This window comes from Vibrio sp. SCSIO 43133 (genome assembly GCF_023716845.1).
Classification (GTDB): Bacteria; Pseudomonadota; Gammaproteobacteria; order Enterobacterales; family Vibrionaceae; genus Vibrio; species Vibrio mediterranei.
Map to the genome: position 1 here is coordinate 904,302 of NZ_CP068025.1, position 16,266 is coordinate 920,567.

Genomic DNA, 16,266 nt, shown 5'->3' on the forward strand with positions numbered 1-16,266 from the left:
TAATTCTAAATTTGAATTTTGGTTGAGCGTTTACTGGCTAGATAACCTTTGCTTAAGAGCGTTAAATTGCTCTACCTGCTCAGGGAATAGGACTCGCTTCTTGTCACGCCCTAGGTAAATCTTAAACACGTTATGACCTGTTTCATCGAAGAAACCAAAATAGTGGCTTTCGCTGCCCATAAAAGGTTTGCTTACCAAAGCCACTTTAGTAATTAGGTCGAGCTTCAAATGTCCATGAAGTTCCCCTTCCTTGCCCATCAGGTTGTAATAACCTCGAGCAACTTTACCTTTAGGAAACGGTGCTTTTACTTCAAAGATTGAGCCAAACGAATGAACTATTGTCGTCACAGGACCCCAAGTTGTTAATGATTCGAGTAACTCCTGTGCAACGCTGCCGTCTGCAATGGCAACCATCTCGCCTGGCAGTGCACAAACAACATCACATTCGGTCACTTGTAGCTTCTCAGCAATAGCAGCTGGCAATAGTGACGGTTCTTGTTCCAGTATCTCAGCAACTTGCTGTTTTAAACTTTTTGACATTTTATTTTCCGTGATAGGTTTCCAATATTTACAAGCTAGGAGGCCATCTTCGATGGATGTCCTTTGCCACTTTGACCATGGCCGTGACCATGCGGATGTGTGTTCATACTTTTACGAGGGCTCAACGTATTAATCGCTTCAATGGCGCCCTGTGCGAGCGTCACAGCCCAGAAACTGCCAGCTAGAGTCAGCACCAGATAATCTTGTTCTAGCTCCACCAATCCATTTTTACTCCAAATAGCGAATAATGGTTTAAGCAGCTCGAACGTATCCTGCCCTTTGAAACTTGGTAGTGCACTGCGACGTACAACACCACTATCGAAGCCCGCTTTGAGTGCCGCATTAATGGACTCAGTCGGCCCTTGCTTCACCATCATCGCAATCGTAGAACGACCACTCTTCATTGCATCCATATACGCATCAAGTGAGCGATGATGCATCAACCCATAGCCACCAATGTTGCCACCCGCACCGCAACCAATAGGTAATACCTCAGCATAAGTTTTCGCCAAGCTGTTATATTGACTACGTTCACGATTGTCGCGAGCCCAATGGTTAACACTCAGTTGTTTAATATGATGCTTATCCATAAAGGCAACACCACGTTCGTACATACTGGCTTTGTCCGGGGTTGTTGCCGGCGCGGGTATTCTTCCTTTCTCGACCATGTTTAGCATCGGTGCACTACCACCAACCACCAACTGGTAAAGATCCGCACCATGAGCTCCCGTATCCAAAAAGTCTTGTAAGTCTTGCTCAAACACATCCAACGTTTGGTATGGAAGTCCGTAAAGCAAGTCAATGATTATCGGAGCCTCGTCCCTTGCACTTAACGCGGCAACTCGCTCCAGCACGACTTCACGGTCATCCAATCGCTTGGCGCTGCGGCGAACTTTAGTGTCAAAGCTCTGAATTCCGAACGAAAAACGGTTGAAGCCTCCTTCAAGTGCTTTATCAAACATCTCATCGGTGAAGCGGTTGGTTCGACCTTCAAGCGTTATTTCGCAATCAGTAGACAATGGAAATGAAGAACGAATAGTTTTGCCAAGTATCTCTACCTGATCTGGCGACAAATCCGTTGGCGTTCCACCGCCGATATACACAGCGTGAAATAATCCTGATTGCGTCCACGCCAAACGGGACTTTTTTTCAATCTCCTTTAATAGAGCCTCGAAATAGTCATCAACAAGCTGGCGACTCGCTGCGTTTTGAAAAAAATTACAGAATGTACACCTAACCCGACAAAACGGGATATGGATATAGAGACACCGCTTATTTGCTTTAGACACAGAAGTAGACGTGATGTTCTCAAAAATCTGAGATTGCTGCTCAGCAGCGATTGGCATCGACATTCCTCCTGCATGAGGAGATGACTTTTTATTGAATGCAAAACGGAGTGGATCCGGCGTCGATATACCAAAATGAGAATCATTTAATTGATTCAAGTCAATTTTCATAGCTAGTCTCAAAAGAGTTCAAAGCCCGTTAAACAAAGGGCTAATCCAAAACTCAAATGATCATAAATAGACTTAAATGATAATGCAATTGATAATTGATCTTATTTTCATTGTAATACATAATCTCACTTGTGAATTGATTTGAGGGATAGGCTGGAGTTGTTGTGAATATTACCCGCTATGTTGCTGCTGGCGTTGTTTCTGTTGCCTTACACATGAGCTTAATGCTGGCTCATAAAGAACAACAAGTCTTCGCAATGCCTTCTGGAAGCACTTCTCAATCTGTCTCTCTTAACTTTGTCGCTCCAAAAGCATCTCCAACAGAGAAGCCATCCGAACAGCAAAAAACAGACCCTACTCCGCAAGAAAAGCCGGTACTGAAGGAAACAGCTCCCGAAGTGGTTAAGAAAGAGGTGGTGAAAAAGAAGCCGCAACCCGTTAAGAAACCTGAACCGAAGAAAGTGGTTAAGAAGCCTCAACCTAAACCAGCTCCTAAGAAAAAGCCTGTCGAAAAGGTGGTGAAGCAGGAAAAAACCAAACCACTAAAGCCAGAGAAAACCGAACAGAAGAAAGTAGATAAAACACCATCTAGCTCTGACAGTGCGCCTAAAGCGGTCGTAAACAGTGGTGTCAGCAGCGAACCCATTTTGGTGACTGAACCAGCGTTCCTATCAAAACCAGTGCAACCGCGCTACCCGCGTATTGCCCGTAAACGTGGCATTGAAGGTGTTGCAACGTACGAAATTTGGCTAGATGAAAAGGGTCGACAAGTAAAACAGGTGCTTATCTCCTCTTCTGGCGCGACTATCTTAGATAAATCTGCGCTCGACGCTATCAAACAATGGCAATTCTCTACACATACTGTCAACGGTGTGGCGATGGCACATCGAATTCAAATACCCGTTCGTTTTAAATTGGATTAATCATGGAACAACTGCATTATCTCGAAGAGCAACTTGGCTTGATGGCATGGCCACTTATCATCTGCTCTGCCTTAACCGCAATGATCATCATCGAGCGTCTATTTCAAATCGCAATTAGTAGCGGTGTAGGAAAGAGTGCTATTCGACAAGAGCTCAATCAAGCATCTCCGGTAAACGAAAAAGAGATCGAAGCACTGGCGAAAGATTTAGTTCAGAAACGCCCGCTTCTTTACAAAGGAGTGGCAATGCTCCTCGCACACCACTCATTTGCCAAATCACTTCGAGAAGACGCGGCTTCCATTTGGTTGCAAGATAAACGTCACCAACTCCACTCAGGACTACGCATTTTAGGATTGATCGGTGTTATCAGCCCGCTTATTGGCCTTCTTGGTACTGTGCTAGGTCTGATTGAGATGTTCAAAGGTATTGCGGCTGCCTCAGGCAACGTCACCCCGAATGATCTGGCTGACGGTCTTGGGCTGGCCATGAGAACCACTGCGGCAGGTCTCATCATTGCACTACCTGCTATCGCAGGTTCACAACTCATTAACCTGTGGGCTGACAGAATTGTTGCCAAACTTGAGCACACTCTTAACTACGTTAACTTATGGTTAGAAGGCGTGGAAATGCAGCACTCTGATAAAGATCCACTCGTTGTAGACAATATCGATAAACTGCCAACGAGAGCAGCACATGATTAAAGTCAGCCAAAACCACCAGCAGAGTTCGCTCTATCCAGATTTGACCCCACTTCTCGACATCATCTTCATCGTTATGGTGTTTCTGATGTTGACGGCATCTGTTCGTTTAGAGTCACTGCAAGTCGATTTACCCACTACCGAGTCTTCTGCCGTTTCTGAGGTAGATACGCAATCTATTACGGTCAACATTCTGGCTCAAGAGCCCTATTGGGCTATAGATGGTAAACACTATATCGACTGGGAAAACTTCAAATTGGCCTTACTCGAACAATCCAGCTCAAGCAAAAGCCCAATCATTATTGGAGCAGAGAAAACGGCAGACGTTCAACATCTCGTGCAACTACTCGCTTTTATGCAAGAGAACGGTATACCAGCGACCCAACTGCTCACCGACGAACCAACAGACTAATAATGACTCAAGTTAAGAATCACACCAATTAACAAGGACTATTCAATGAACAAAACGCTTAAAAAACTGATGTTGGTTGGCGCACTTTCCACTATTCCTGCGGTTTTCTCTAGCGCAACTGCAGCAGAAAAAATCGTCAGCGCTGGCGCATCCGTAACTGAGCTGATTTACGCGCTAGATGCTCAATCTAAACTCGTGGGGGTTGATGTAACAAGTGTTACGCCAGAGGGAACCACTATTCCTAAGGTTGGCTACCATCGTGCCCTTTCTGCGGAAGGACTATTGGCACTAGAACCGACTCTGGTTATTGGTTCCGATGAGATGGGACCAAAACCAGCCCTCGACCAGCTAAGTCGTGTAGGTGTTGACGTTGAGGTGGTCGATACGTCTTCAACCATCGAAGGGCTGAATCATCGTATCGACCAGATAGCCAAGCTAACTAACAGCGAAGCAAAGGTTGGTGAACTAAAAGAAAAAGTAGCTCAGCAAGTAGAGGCACTCAACAGTAACCAGCCTAGTCAATCCAACATGAAAAAAGTGCTATTCCTTCTGATTCACGAAGGACGCCCGGCTAACGTTGCAGGTAATGGTACTACTCCAGACGCCATCATTAAGCTTGCAGGAGGTATCAATCCAGCGGCTAGCCAAATTGATTCGTACAAACCGCTATCTAATGAAGCCATGGTAGAAATGCAACCTGATGTGATTCTTGTAAGCGGTAGAAGCTACGAGAAAATGGGCGGAAGTGATGCGGTATTAAAAGCGCTCCCTCTGCTAGCCGCAACTCCAGCTGGGAAAAATGGTGACATCGTGACGATTGATGGCCATGCCCTTGTTGGTGGATTAGGTCTCAAGAGCTTGGCGGAAGCCAAGCGCATTAATGAACTACTTTATCCATAATCACCATAACAGCGTGGTGTTTGCCGCCACGCTGTGACCTTTGAAAGAGATATTCAACTTTTATGTTAAGACGGTTCTCTAATACCTACGTTTTCGGCGGCTTCGCAGTTTTACTCTTCTTTTCTGCTGTTTACTCGATAACAGTTGGTCCAATGAATATTACTATTATGGACAGCGTTATTGCGCTCGCTAGTCGAAGCAATACCCTAGCCCCGCATATCAATTTGATTATTCACGATATCCGATTACCTCGAACCATGCTTTGTATGTTTGTTGGAGCTATTTTAGCGGTATGTGGGACGGTCATGCAGGGTTTGTTTCGCAACCCACTTGCGGAGCCAGGTATTATAGGCGTTTCCGCTGGAGCTTCTCTTGGTGGAGCGATTGCGATTGTAGGTTTTTCAATAATCGGTGTTGAGTTTCCTCAGTTTATGGCTTTAGCTGTCGTGCCTGTTTTCGCGTTTTTTGGTGGCGCACTGACAACTCTACTCGTATACAAACTTGGCACTAGCAAATTTGGAACGTCGGTAACTATTATGTTGCTTGCTGGGGTGGCTATTAGCGCACTTTCTGGCGCTGGTATCGGTTTTCTTAACTTCGTTGCCGACGATCAAATGTTGCGCGATCTTTCCTTATGGTCAATGGGCTCATTAGCAGGAGCAACTTGGGGCAAAATTGCTTTATCAGCCGTTACACTTATCGGGTTATTTTACTTTTTCTATAAAAAAGCAATGTCGTTAAATGCTCTACTTCTTGGGGAATCAGAAGCAAAACACCTTGGTATCCCAGTTCAAAAGCTCAAACGTCAATTGATTTTGCTTACTGCTGTTGGGGTGGGCGTCACCGTGAGTGTCTCGGGCATGATTGGGTTTATCGGGCTAGTCATTCCACATCTAGGACGCATGTTGTGTGGCCCAGATCATCGCACTTTACTACCACTGTCTGCTTTGTTGGGAGCGTTACTGATGACCGCTGCTGACATGTTTGCTCGGGTTGCGGTTGCTCCAGCAGAACTACCCGTAGGGATCGTGACCGCCATTATCGGCGCCCCCTTCTTTCTCTACTTACTATTCCAGCAGAAAGGGAAAATCTTATGAGTGTTACTACGGTAGATACGATAGCAATATCACAGCCTTCAATGTTAACCAAAGAAAAATCCCCTGCCATATCTGCTAATGATGTCAGTGTTAGATTTGGTGAGCGGGTGATTTTGGACAACGTAAGTATTGAGTTGAACTCGGGAGAAGTTACCACTTTGCTAGGCCCGAATGGTGCCGGAAAAAGCACCTTGTTAAAGCTGCTTTGTGGTGAAACAGAATCTGAGGCCGATGTCGCTTACTTTGGCCAGTCAAGAAAACAATGGAACCCCAAAACATTATCAAAGCATTTGGGTTTATTGCCTCAACACAGTACGTTATCTTTTCCTTTTCTTGCTTCAGAAGTAGTCGAACTTGGAGCCATTCCGCTTGATATGGCTAATAAGGACACCAAAAAACTTGCTTTACAGTACATGCAACAGGCCGACGTAGCACATTTGGCGAATCGCCTCTACCCTTCACTGTCAGGTGGCGAAAAGCAGCGAGTTCACCTAGCTCGTGTTCTAACTCAATTGCATCTTTCTGGCGACAAGAAGATCCTAATGCTTGATGAACCAACATCTGCACTTGACCTTGCGCATCAACACAACACTTTAGCTATCGCTCGTGAGCTAGCTGACAACCACAACACTGCGGTAGTAGTTGTTTTGCACGACTTGAATCTCGCCTCTCAGTACTCCGATAGAATCGTTATTTTACACAACGGCAAATTGGTAGCCGATGGTGCTCCAAAAGATGCCATCAATAGTGAGATGATTGAGCGAGTATATGGCTACAAAACCATTATTACTCGACATCCGCAACTTGGCTTTCCGGTCGTATTAGCAAGTTGATTAAACTGACAACTATTGGTTTTCATCAGCAATAAAAAAACCGCTTGTGAACAAGCGGTTTTTTTATGCGAGCGTTGGTTACTTTGACAACTGAATCAATGAACGACCAATCAACCATTCTAGTTCTTTATCACTGCCTTCGCCGTATTGAGACTCTACTAGTTTGTACAGCCTATCTATACCTTTCGACGCAAACTCATGCGAGTTTTCAGAAGTAACAATGTGATGGAAAAGTAGCTTCAAGATCGCCAAGAATTCTGGATTCTTCAACGACTCAATCCAACTGCCTGTAAAACCGTTGATTCCTTTTTCAAATTCTAAATGTTCCACGAACATCTTGAAAATTCGACCATCAAGCGCTGCCGTAAAGTCCGTTTTCTTTGGAAAATGGTGACTAATACCGGTTCGCGAAATACCTGTCTGTTGGCTCAAAGTGGTGTACGACATCTTGTCGTATCCTAGTCGGATGATCTGATCAACGACCGCTTCCATAATTTTCTGGATCGTAATCTCAGTATCTTCTTTACTACGCTTTGGCATTTTAAAGCTCTTCTCTTATCGTTATGTGCGTTCACTGTATGCTATACCATAATTAAAGCAGTACTCGGTATAGTTTTCTATTCATTAACGTATCGATTTGTTAAAACTCAGTTTACGGCATCTGAGGCGAATTATTAGCTAAACTCATGAACATTATACGTTTCATTGAGAATATTATAAAAAACAAACCATTGATTAATAAGTTATAAAGTCTAACACTTCTCTGATATTGATAAACTAGTCTGTACTACATCACTAGTGCGCAAGTCTCATTTATGAGAACTCGATCACAAAGATGCACTATTACTTGCATAATAAAAAAATATTAAAAAGCAATGACTTATAGTAATTCGATATATCACTTGTCACTTAATTAGATAAAAATAGTTAACAGTTAGAAAATTTCTGTTACAAAACCATATCTTAACGCAATGACCTAATCCTTTGAGCATGTATTTATTACTGGATACCTTATTTCCACAGATATAGAATAAACACAGATTTTGTAAGAGGTATCGTTATGTCAAATACATATGAAGAGCCAACCGTATGCGATGCATGTGGTGTAGCTGGTGAAATGGGCTTTATCATCAAAGAAGGCGACGACGTCGCCGAGGTACAGCTATTCAGTGATTCAAAAGCACAGTTAGAAGTTGAACTTCAAAAGTATGTTGAACTTGCTCAGACTGTCTGTAAGAACGTTGAGTTTGAAGTTTCACCACTTGAAGAAAGCTCAAAAGAGCTCACTGCTCGATTCAAGTTTGAAGTCAGTGCTGAAAAACTGATCTTCGAACTGAAAACACGTTCTCTGGCAAGATAACTAGAGCTTACGTAACATCAAGCGAGCATTATTGCTCGCTTTTTAATTGCTCCCACTTAAGTTGACCATTCATTTCAAAGTCCTGCTCCGCCACACATTGCAATACTACACCTTCGACATTAATCACCGATCCTAATGAGTACGCTTTGTCGTTGTAATAACAGACTCGCTTACCGAGCTTGGAATCCGATAACAATACCGCAGCTCCAACATCTGCCCCAGGCGTGGTGATGGTTTTAGCCGATAAGGGCGAGGCGAAAGCACACATTATCGCCGTCACAAGGCCCAGTGATTTCCATTGTTTTCTATTAATTTCCATTGCAAACTACCTACGTCGCTCTGATTGTATGGTATCTCGTTATTATGATTCGTTTTTTTGCTGCAATAGTTGCAGCCCTTTTGTTCACCACATGCTCAGTGGCGCAAGACCTCGATCATTATAAACTACTTAACCATCTTGATAATTATGGCAACCTTGACCTGAGAAATAAGCCGTACACGACACTCCCCGAGGGATTAATCGTAAAAGGCAACCTCAATATCGCAAAGACACCTATTAAGATGCTACCTAATAATCTTGAAATCAAAGGTAGCTTAGATGCCTCAGATAGTTTAGTGGAATTCATGCCAAGAGGAACCAAAATCACAGGATACGCTAACTTTCTCGGAAGCCAATTAAAAGCGTGGCCAGCTGGCGTTGTTCCCGGTGGCTATATCAACCTCACGGATACGCCGGTAACCAAATTACCAAATGGTATGTATGTCAAAGGCGACCTAAGTGTCATTCGCACTAAATTAACTGAACTGCCCAATGGTTTGGTCGTAGAAGGCAACCTTTATCTGGGTGGTTCACAAATAACCACTTTTCCCAAAAAACTCACGGTCAAAGGAAATATCTATCTAGGCGGTAACACCATTACTCAATGGCCAGACGACTTAACCTTGGGTGGTGCCGTCGCTCGTTAATGCATTAACTTAACCACTCATTTATAAAACCGGAACAGTGTAAAAATCTGTTCCGGTTTTTCAAATTCTACCAAGTGTAAGCTTTTACTACCGAAACGACAGAGGCTTTACACTATGACATTTTTCAATTTCGTTGCTAATTACTTTCAAGCCACCTATAAATATGAGGACAACAATAGCTTACTTGGAAAGCTGTTTTACGTCTCTCCAGCAGAGCGTGCCGAGCGACTTAATGAGCTGTTTGGTACTGATGCATTTTGGGGGATATCCACATATTCAGAGCAACATAAAGACTCCATCACAGAAAAACCGGAACAACGAGATTAAATATTCAATGGCAGCAGACAGGCGTAAACTTGAGCTCTACGAAAACCTTTTTAAGCAATTAGGGCCGGGAGATCACCGTATTACTATCGGCTCGATTGCAGAACATTTTCAATGCAGCGAGCGACATGCGCGAACGTTACTTAATCAAATGGAAACTAAGCAATGGTTATCCTGGACTCCTCTCCGTGGCAGAGGAATGAAGGGCAAACTCGTCTGCCTACAAGAACCTATTGAGGCCTGCTATAAAGAGGTTGAACAGGCTACTGTAGAAGGCAACTACGATTTGGCGCATAAACTGATTGGCTTTAACAATCGTAATGTCGCTAGTGGCCTAAAACATTACCTGACGCATGCAACAACAGCCAGTGAAGATACCATTTTTGCTCCATTTCATCGCAGACTCAGTTGGCTCCACCCTCATCACACTATGGAGCGTACTGAACGCCACCTCATTCACGAGGTTTTCCAGACCCTAGTCAATGTTAAAGGGACTGAATTCAGTGGTAACCTCGCCCATGCATGGGAAAGCGATGATGAGAAAATTAGCTGGGTCTTTTATCTGCGTAGTGGCGTCGTCTTTCACGATCAGTCTCCAGTCACCACCAATGACGTAGTAGAGAGCCTAAAGTCACTAACTCTCTCACCTTACTGGTGTGCGCTTTACGATCATATCGCTGATATTACTAGTCATACTGCTAACCAAATCCAGATAACACTTAAGTACCCTGACCCTCATCTACCTAAGCTTCTGAGCAGAGCCGAGGCATCCATTATGCCTAAGCATTTTATCTATCGTGCCGAGAGTCATTTCAAACCGATAGGCTCAGGCCCATTTATGGTGGATGTGAGTTCCGAAAAACTGCTTCGCTTGAAACGCAATCCGAACTTTTGTGGTCAATCGGCTCTGGTCGAACATATCGAACTTTGGATTCACAAGGAGTGGGCAGAAGATAAGAAATGCGCTGAAAATTTCTTCTTCCTTAGTGATGAGCAAGTTCAATACACGGCGTCAACATCCGATATTGGCTACTTTTTCCTACTCATCAATAATAAAGCCTTACAGAATTCGTCGTTTCAACACAGTTTGGAGAGGTTATTTAACGGTCGACTAGACTCACCGATCCCCTGTGATACACATGTCGACTTTTGTTTTGAAAACAACAACGAAAACCGTTGGTTTTCACGCAAACTCATTAGTGCTCTCAAACAGCAAGACGTTACGGCAAATGGTACGCAAGTCGTCTATGGTCATCCAGCACCTAAACAAGACCTAGCCATTGGTGGCATTCGCTTAGAAGGAGATAGAACCACAAGTCTAATCGCTTTTTTTATGCTCTATCCATATTGGCAAACAAACCTAACCTGGAAACAACAAGACCACTTGAAGCACACTCTATCGGCCGCACGCTCGGAGGCGGATACATCAAAGCAAAAGCAGATTCTCGACGCGTTACTTACCTGGCTACACAAAAACCATGTACTGACGATTATTAAGTCTGAAGATCTTTGTTTGAGTATCCCTTCTCGTATTCGAGGCGTGGAAATCAACTCTATTGGGTGGTGCGACTTTTCCAAGCTATGGATCAAACAGAGAATAATACGCTCTCACTAGGTCAATACTCGCTACTACTCCAAAATAGTGAGATATCAGAAGTAGTGAGATATCGCTAAATAACGGGTTCGGATATGTTCTATCAACAGCCTCACTTTGTTTGGCGGTTGTCGAGTAAAAGGGTAAACGGCATAGATTCCCAAACGCTTACCCACTTGGTCAGGAAAAATATCCACCAGCTGACCATTGCGTATGTCATGGTATACCAAGCAGCGTGGGACATACGCGATACCATGCCCACCTAATGCCGCCTTTCGCAGTGCAGTGGCATTATCAGTAGAAAATGAGCCTGAAACGCGCACGATATAGTTACCTTTATTTGCCTTAAACTCCCACTCTGAAGCTCCGGTGGTTTGATAAGCGTATTGCAAACAATTGTGCTGCGTAAGATCTTCAGGCTTGAGAGGTTTGCTGTTTTTCGCAATGTAGGAAGGAGAAGCACAAACTACCCACTGAGAATCCAAGATATGACGCGCTATCAGGCTTGAGTCCTCTAGATATCCTGTACGAATAACAAGATCAAACCCTCCATCCACCAAGTCTACAAATCGATTATCTAACGACATATCAACGGTGAGACCGGGGTGCATGTTACAAAATTCGGCCACAGCATCGGCTAAGATCAAATCACCGGAGATAGACGGCACGGACATTTTGATGTGACCACTAATACTCTCACCATACCCTGAAACTGATTCCATAGCCTCTTGGGTGGCTTGCTTCACATTTTTCGCACCATGAACAAGTGCTTTACCAGCCTCAGTGAGCGTTAATTTACGCGTTGTTCGATATAATAATTGGACACCCAATTCTTCTTCTAAACGTGCAATTCTTTTACTAACTACTGAATTTGTAAGGTTATTTTGCTCTGCCACTCGGCTAAAAGCACCTGTTTCTACCACCTGGTAGAACAGAATTAAGTCATCTGCTCGCATCACATTATGCCAATTTTGGAAATAATCATTTTCATTATTTCTCTATATCAACAAAAAATAAAGGGATAAATTCACCCCACCTTAACAACCCTATTACAAAAATAATAAAGACAACTTCGCCCATTCACATAGTTGGAGTGGATGAGCTAAGACAAAAGGAAGTAACCCATGTCTGAAACTCTATTAGCCCTCGTGGCATTTTCGCCTATCGTTGTCGCGGCCATCTTACTGGTCGGTCTCAATTGGCCCGCAAAAAAAGCTATGCCTGTTGCATTTGGACTTACCGTAATTATTGCCCTATTTGCTTGGGATATGTCGGTCACTCGCGTTCTCGCGTCGGTATTTCAAGGCTTTGGAATTACCGTCTCCGTACTCTGGATAGTGTTTGGTGCAATTTTCTTGCTCAACACCCTCAAACATACAGGAGCCATCACCACAATTCGTAACGGTTTCACCGACATTTCCCCCGACCGTCGAGTGCAAGCTATCATCATCGCGTGGTGTTTTGGCTCCTTCATTGAGGGCGCATCTGGGTTTGGAACCCCTGCAGCAATTGCAGCACCGCTGCTTGTCGCCATTGGCTTCCCTGCGCTAGCTGCGGTATTAATGGGTATGATGATTCAATCTACACCCGTCTCTTTTGGCGCGGTAGGTACCCCTATCATAGTCGGTGTAAACAAAGGTCTAGATACCCACAATATCACCGAGTCTTTGGTTTCTCACGGCGCTTCATGGGACATGTATTTGCAGCAAATTACGGCTAACGTTGCCATTATTCATGCCTGTGTTGGAACCCTCATGCCAGTGCTCATGGCAATGATGTTAACCCGTTTCTTTGGTAAGAATCGCAGCTGGACAGAAGGTCTAGACATCCTGCCATTTGCACTATTTGCTGGTGTTGCGTTTACTATTCCATATGCGCTTACAGGCATTCTTCTCGGCCCTGAGTTCCCATCACTCATTGGCGGGCTTGTCGGCCTAGCCATCGTCGTCAGTGCGGCAAAAAAGGGCTTCCTAGTACCGAAATCAAAATGGGATTTTGAAAGCGAAGATAAATGGCCAACTGAGTGGCTAGGTTCGTTGAAAATGGATCTTTCCGAATCAAACGGAAAGCCAATGTCGATGGCCGTCGCCTGGCTACCTTATGTGCTGTTAGCCGTCATCTTGGTGGCTAGCCGAGTCAGCTCTGAGTTTAAAGGCTTCCTGACCAGTGTGAGTCTATCGTTCAGCAATATTCTTGGAGAGACTGGTATTAGCACCGCTATTCAGCCTCTATATTTGCCGGGCGGAATCCTAGTGTTCGTTGCCTTGTTGGCAGTCATTATTCAATCACGCAGTGCGAAACCACTGGTCGCCGCTTTTGGTGAATCGAGCAAAACGCTTATAGGAGCTGGCTTTGTTCTTGTGTTTACCATCCCGATGGTTCGTATCTTCATTAACTCTGGGGTAAACGGTGCCGATCTAGCGAGCATGCCAGTAACCACGGCTAATTTAGCCTCTGCCATGGTTGGTGAAGCTTTTCCTGCGCTAAGTGCCACAATCGGTGCTTTAGGAGCATTCATTGCGGGCTCAAATACGGTGTCTAACATGATGTTCAGCCAGTTCCAGTTCGAAGTTGCACAGACTCTTACTATTTCAACCACTGCTGTGATTGCATTACAAGCGGTAGGAGCAGCAGCCGGTAATATGATCGCTATTCATAACGTCGTCGCTGCCTCTGCTACCGTAGGACTACTGGGACGCGAAGGCCTAACGTTGCGCAGGACGGTTATACCCACATTCTATTACTTAGTCGTTACCGGGCTCATTGGATTGGTTCTGGTTTACGGCTTCCATTTCACCGATGCCTTGATGAACTGATTTAGGTTCAATTAACCACGCACTTACCTCGTTTTTTGAGTGAAGTTGTGAATTATCTCAAGAAGGTAAGTGCGCTTATTTTTCAGAATGTTACATCTAGTCTATATAAGAATATAAACCCATAAAAATGGGTCTGGTGCTGGAGCAAAGCAATGCGAATCTATCCCTCAAAACCGAGCAAAGTTTATTTTTATGCCACTTGCCTCGTCGATGTATTTGACCCTGAAGCGGGTCTTGATGCGATGACATTGCTGAAGCAACAAGGTATCGATGTAGAGTTTGTTGAAAAACAAACGTGCTGCGGTCAGCCAGCTTATACCTCAGGTTATGAAAATGAAGCTAAGCAAGTCGCGCAAAGCCAAATGGACCTGTTCGCAGAAGAAATTCCTGTGATCGTATTATCCGGTTCCTGTGGAGGAATGATGCACCATCATTATCGTCGATTATTCAAAGGCGATAAGAACCAAGCCAAAGTGGATAGCTTTTGTGACCGTGTCTTTGAACTCACTGAATTCTTAGTAAATGTTTGCCGTGTGAGGCTAGATGATAAAGGTCAACCAACGAGTGTTGTCATGCATACTTCTTGCGCTGCTAGGCGAGAAATGAACGTCCACGTTACCGCCACAGACTTGCTCAGCCAACTGTCCAATGTCGAACTGAGAATGCAAGATTACGAGAGTGAGTGTTGCGGCTTTGGTGGCAGCTTTTCGGTCAGACATCCAAATATTTCCCAAGCGATGGTTGAAGACAAAACTCGACACATCGAAGCAACAGCATCAGATACTTTAGTAAGTGCTGACTGGGGTTGCTTACTCAATATTAACGGTGCTTTTGAATATCAAGGCAAAGCCATCAAAGGCCGCCATATAGCCTCATTTTTGCTAGAACGTACCCAAGGAGAATCCTAATGAGCCAGACTCCTGAACAGTTTCACGCCCTAGCAAAAGATGCTCTAGCCGATAAGCAGCTCAGAGCTAATTTCCGTGGCGCAATGGACTACCTGCGCGATAAACGTAAAACAGCTTTCTCTGATTTGGATGAAGAGAAGCAGACCCGCGACCTGGCCGAAGCCATTCGTCAGCGCTGTCTTAGTAAGTTGCCAGAGCTGCTCGAACAACTGGAATTCAACTGTTATCGAAACGGTATCCAAGTCCATTGGGCAGAAAATCCAGAGCAAGCTAATGCGATTATCGCCTCTATTGCTTCCGAGCATGACGCCAAAAGCATCATCAAAGGTAAGTCTATGGTCAGTGAAGAGATTGAGATGAACCATGAGATGGCAAAACTGGGTATCGAATGTCTTGAAAGCGACATGGGCGAGTACATAGTGCAACTTGATGGTGACAAACCATCGCACATCATCATGCCGGCTATCCACAAGAATAAGCAAGAAGTCAGTGACACATTCGAAGCAAATCTTGAGGGATTTAGTCCTACCACCGACGTTGATAGCTTGATTCAGACCGGACGTACTCGCTTGAGACAAAAGTTCTTTGAAGCCGACATCGGCTTATCGGGCGTGAACTTTGCCGTAGCTGAAACGGGAACGCTGTGTTTGGTAGAAAATGAAGGCAATGGCAGGATGTCTACCACAGTACCTAACGTCCACATCGCGATTACCGGTATCGAAAAAGTCGTTGAATACCTCGCAGACGTGCCGCCTTTGTATAGCGCGTTGACTCGTTCTGCCACTGGGCAGGCAATTACGACCTACTTCAATATGATCAGCTCTCCTCGTAAAGCAGGAGAGAAAGACGGACCTCAGGAAGTCCACTTAATTCTGCTCGACAACGGCCGTAGCCAAGCCTTCCAAGACGAAGAGCTACGCAAAACGTTGCAATGTATTCGCTGTGGAGCATGCATGAATCACTGCCCTGTTTATACCAAGATTGGTGGCCACGCCTATGGCACCGTTTATCCCGGCCCAATTGGCAAGATCATTTCTCCTCACCTATTGGGAATCGATAAAACTAAAGATCTCGTGACGGCTTCAAGTCTATGTGGCGCGTGTGGTGAAGTGTGTCCAGTACGCATCCCTATTCCAGAAATGCTATTACGCCTGCGTAAAGAAGCGAAGAACAAAGCGAGTAAAGATAACCTAGAACTCAACGGACAGAACGCAGCACACAGCAAAATGGAGTCTGCGGCGATGAAAGGGTTTGCTTTAGCCGCAAGTTCATCCCATCTCTACCACGCAGGGACATTTATGGCGACAAAAATGCAGAGCTTAATTCCAAATAAACTGGGTGCCTGGACACAATGTCGAACCAGTCCTAAACCAGCTAAGAAAACACTGCATCAAATTATGGTTGAGAAAAATAAGGCCGAGCCTAAGAAGTGACAGAG

18 protein-coding genes are annotated in these 16,266 nt (G+C 44.6%); 13 read left to right on the plus strand and 5 right to left on the minus strand.

All coding sequences use genetic code 11. The features are described 5' to 3' along the window. Positions 1-30 precede the first annotated feature (30 nt). The gene (gene hutX / locus JKJ11_RS20940) at positions 31-540 is read right to left on the minus strand and encodes a heme utilization cystosolic carrier protein HutX (RefSeq protein ID WP_006075205.1); all 510 of its coding nucleotides are present in this window, start codon (positions 538-540) and stop codon (positions 31-33) included. Positions 541-575: 35 nt separating this feature from the next. Beyond that, the gene (hutW, locus tag JKJ11_RS20945; RefSeq protein WP_252039941.1) at positions 576-1,997 is read right to left on the minus strand and encodes a heme anaerobic degradation radical SAM methyltransferase ChuW/HutW; all 1,422 of its coding nucleotides are present in this window, start codon (positions 1,995-1,997) and stop codon (positions 576-578) included. A 164-nt stretch (positions 1,998-2,161) separates the two neighbouring features. Between hutW and JKJ11_RS20950 the strand changes: the two genes are divergently transcribed. From JKJ11_RS20950 to JKJ11_RS20975, 6 genes are all read left to right on the plus strand, one after another. Continuing rightward, positions 2,162-2,920, plus strand: coding sequence for an energy transducer TonB (locus JKJ11_RS20950; protein ID WP_252039942.1), 759 nt, complete (start codon positions 2,162-2,164; stop codon positions 2,918-2,920). Positions 2,921-2,922: 2 nt separating this feature from the next. Further along, positions 2,923-3,621 carry a MotA/TolQ/ExbB proton channel family protein gene (locus tag JKJ11_RS20955; protein WP_252039943.1) on the plus strand — a complete coding sequence of 233 codons (699 nt, stop codon included), beginning with the start codon at positions 2,923-2,925 and terminating at the stop codon, positions 3,619-3,621. After that, entirely contained in the window at positions 3,614-4,030 is a 417-nt protein-coding gene (locus JKJ11_RS20960) for an ExbD/TolR family protein (protein WP_006075200.1), read from the plus strand. Before JKJ11_RS20955 ends, JKJ11_RS20960 begins: the two co-directional genes overlap by 8 nt. Positions 4,031-4,075: 45 nt before the next feature. After that, positions 4,076-4,930 (plus strand): heme/hemin ABC transporter substrate-binding protein, encoded by an 855-nt coding sequence (locus JKJ11_RS20965; RefSeq protein ID WP_252039944.1) that lies wholly within the window; start codon positions 4,076-4,078, stop codon positions 4,928-4,930. Between the two features lie 62 nt (positions 4,931-4,992). Beyond that, positions 4,993-6,027, plus strand: coding sequence for a FecCD family ABC transporter permease (locus JKJ11_RS20970; RefSeq protein WP_252039945.1), 1,035 nt, complete (start codon positions 4,993-4,995; stop codon positions 6,025-6,027). Between the two features lie 41 nt (positions 6,028-6,068). Beyond that, the gene (locus JKJ11_RS20975) at positions 6,069-6,860 is read left to right on the plus strand and encodes a heme ABC transporter ATP-binding protein (RefSeq protein WP_252040022.1); all 792 of its coding nucleotides are present in this window, start codon (positions 6,069-6,071) and stop codon (positions 6,858-6,860) included. 78 nt (positions 6,861-6,938) lie between these two features. Here the strand turns inward: JKJ11_RS20975 and JKJ11_RS20980 are convergent, their stop codons facing one another. Beyond that, positions 6,939-7,400 carry a TetR/AcrR family transcriptional regulator gene (locus JKJ11_RS20980; RefSeq protein ID WP_006074644.1) on the minus strand — a complete coding sequence of 154 codons (462 nt, stop codon included), beginning with the start codon at positions 7,398-7,400 and terminating at the stop codon, positions 6,939-6,941. 520 nt (positions 7,401-7,920) lie between these two features. Here JKJ11_RS20980 and JKJ11_RS20985 point away from each other — a divergent pair. Further along, a complete protein-coding gene (locus tag JKJ11_RS20985; RefSeq protein ID WP_252039946.1) occupies positions 7,921-8,220 on the plus strand; it encodes a YfcZ/YiiS family protein in 300 nt (99 codons plus the stop codon). Between the two features lie 28 nt (positions 8,221-8,248). Here the strand turns inward: JKJ11_RS20985 and JKJ11_RS20990 are convergent, their stop codons facing one another. Continuing rightward, entirely contained in the window at positions 8,249-8,539 is a 291-nt protein-coding gene (locus tag JKJ11_RS20990) for a YnjH family protein (protein ID WP_006074642.1), read from the minus strand. Positions 8,540-8,583: 44 nt separating this feature from the next. Here JKJ11_RS20990 and JKJ11_RS20995 point away from each other — a divergent pair, with 44 nt between their 5' ends. The 3 genes from JKJ11_RS20995 (at position 8,584) to JKJ11_RS21005 (ending at position 11,125) form a co-directional block, all read left to right on the plus strand. After that, positions 8,584-9,186, plus strand: a complete 603-nt coding sequence (locus tag JKJ11_RS20995) for a hypothetical protein (RefSeq protein ID WP_031493535.1) — start codon at positions 8,584-8,586, stop codon at positions 9,184-9,186. A 114-nt stretch (positions 9,187-9,300) separates the two neighbouring features. Further along, the gene (locus JKJ11_RS21000; RefSeq protein WP_006074640.1) at positions 9,301-9,513 is read left to right on the plus strand and encodes a hypothetical protein; all 213 of its coding nucleotides are present in this window, start codon (positions 9,301-9,303) and stop codon (positions 9,511-9,513) included. 7 nt (positions 9,514-9,520) lie between these two features. Beyond that, positions 9,521-11,125 carry an SgrR family transcriptional regulator gene (locus tag JKJ11_RS21005; protein ID WP_252039947.1) on the plus strand — a complete coding sequence of 535 codons (1,605 nt, stop codon included), beginning with the start codon at positions 9,521-9,523 and terminating at the stop codon, positions 11,123-11,125. Positions 11,126-11,160: 35 nt separating this feature from the next. Here the strand turns inward: JKJ11_RS21005 and JKJ11_RS21010 are convergent, their stop codons facing one another. Beyond that, entirely contained in the window at positions 11,161-12,060 is a 900-nt protein-coding gene (locus JKJ11_RS21010; RefSeq protein WP_252039948.1) for a LysR family transcriptional regulator, read from the minus strand. Between the two features lie 168 nt (positions 12,061-12,228). On the opposite strand from JKJ11_RS21010, the gene JKJ11_RS21015 reads away from it, so the two are divergent. The 3 genes from JKJ11_RS21015 (at position 12,229) to JKJ11_RS21025 (ending at position 16,261) form a co-directional block, all read left to right on the plus strand. After that, positions 12,229-13,920 (plus strand): L-lactate permease, encoded by a 1,692-nt coding sequence (locus tag JKJ11_RS21015; protein WP_240205564.1) that lies wholly within the window; start codon positions 12,229-12,231, stop codon positions 13,918-13,920. Positions 13,921-14,072: 152 nt separating this feature from the next. Beyond that, positions 14,073-14,828, plus strand: coding sequence for a (Fe-S)-binding protein (locus JKJ11_RS21020; protein ID WP_252039949.1), 756 nt, complete (start codon positions 14,073-14,075; stop codon positions 14,826-14,828). Continuing rightward, complete coding sequence (locus tag JKJ11_RS21025) at positions 14,828-16,261, plus strand: LutB/LldF family L-lactate oxidation iron-sulfur protein (protein ID WP_198559112.1); 1,434 nt, start codon at positions 14,828-14,830, stop codon at positions 16,259-16,261. Before JKJ11_RS21020 ends, JKJ11_RS21025 begins: the two co-directional genes overlap by 1 nt. Positions 16,262-16,266: the final 5 nt, after the last annotated feature.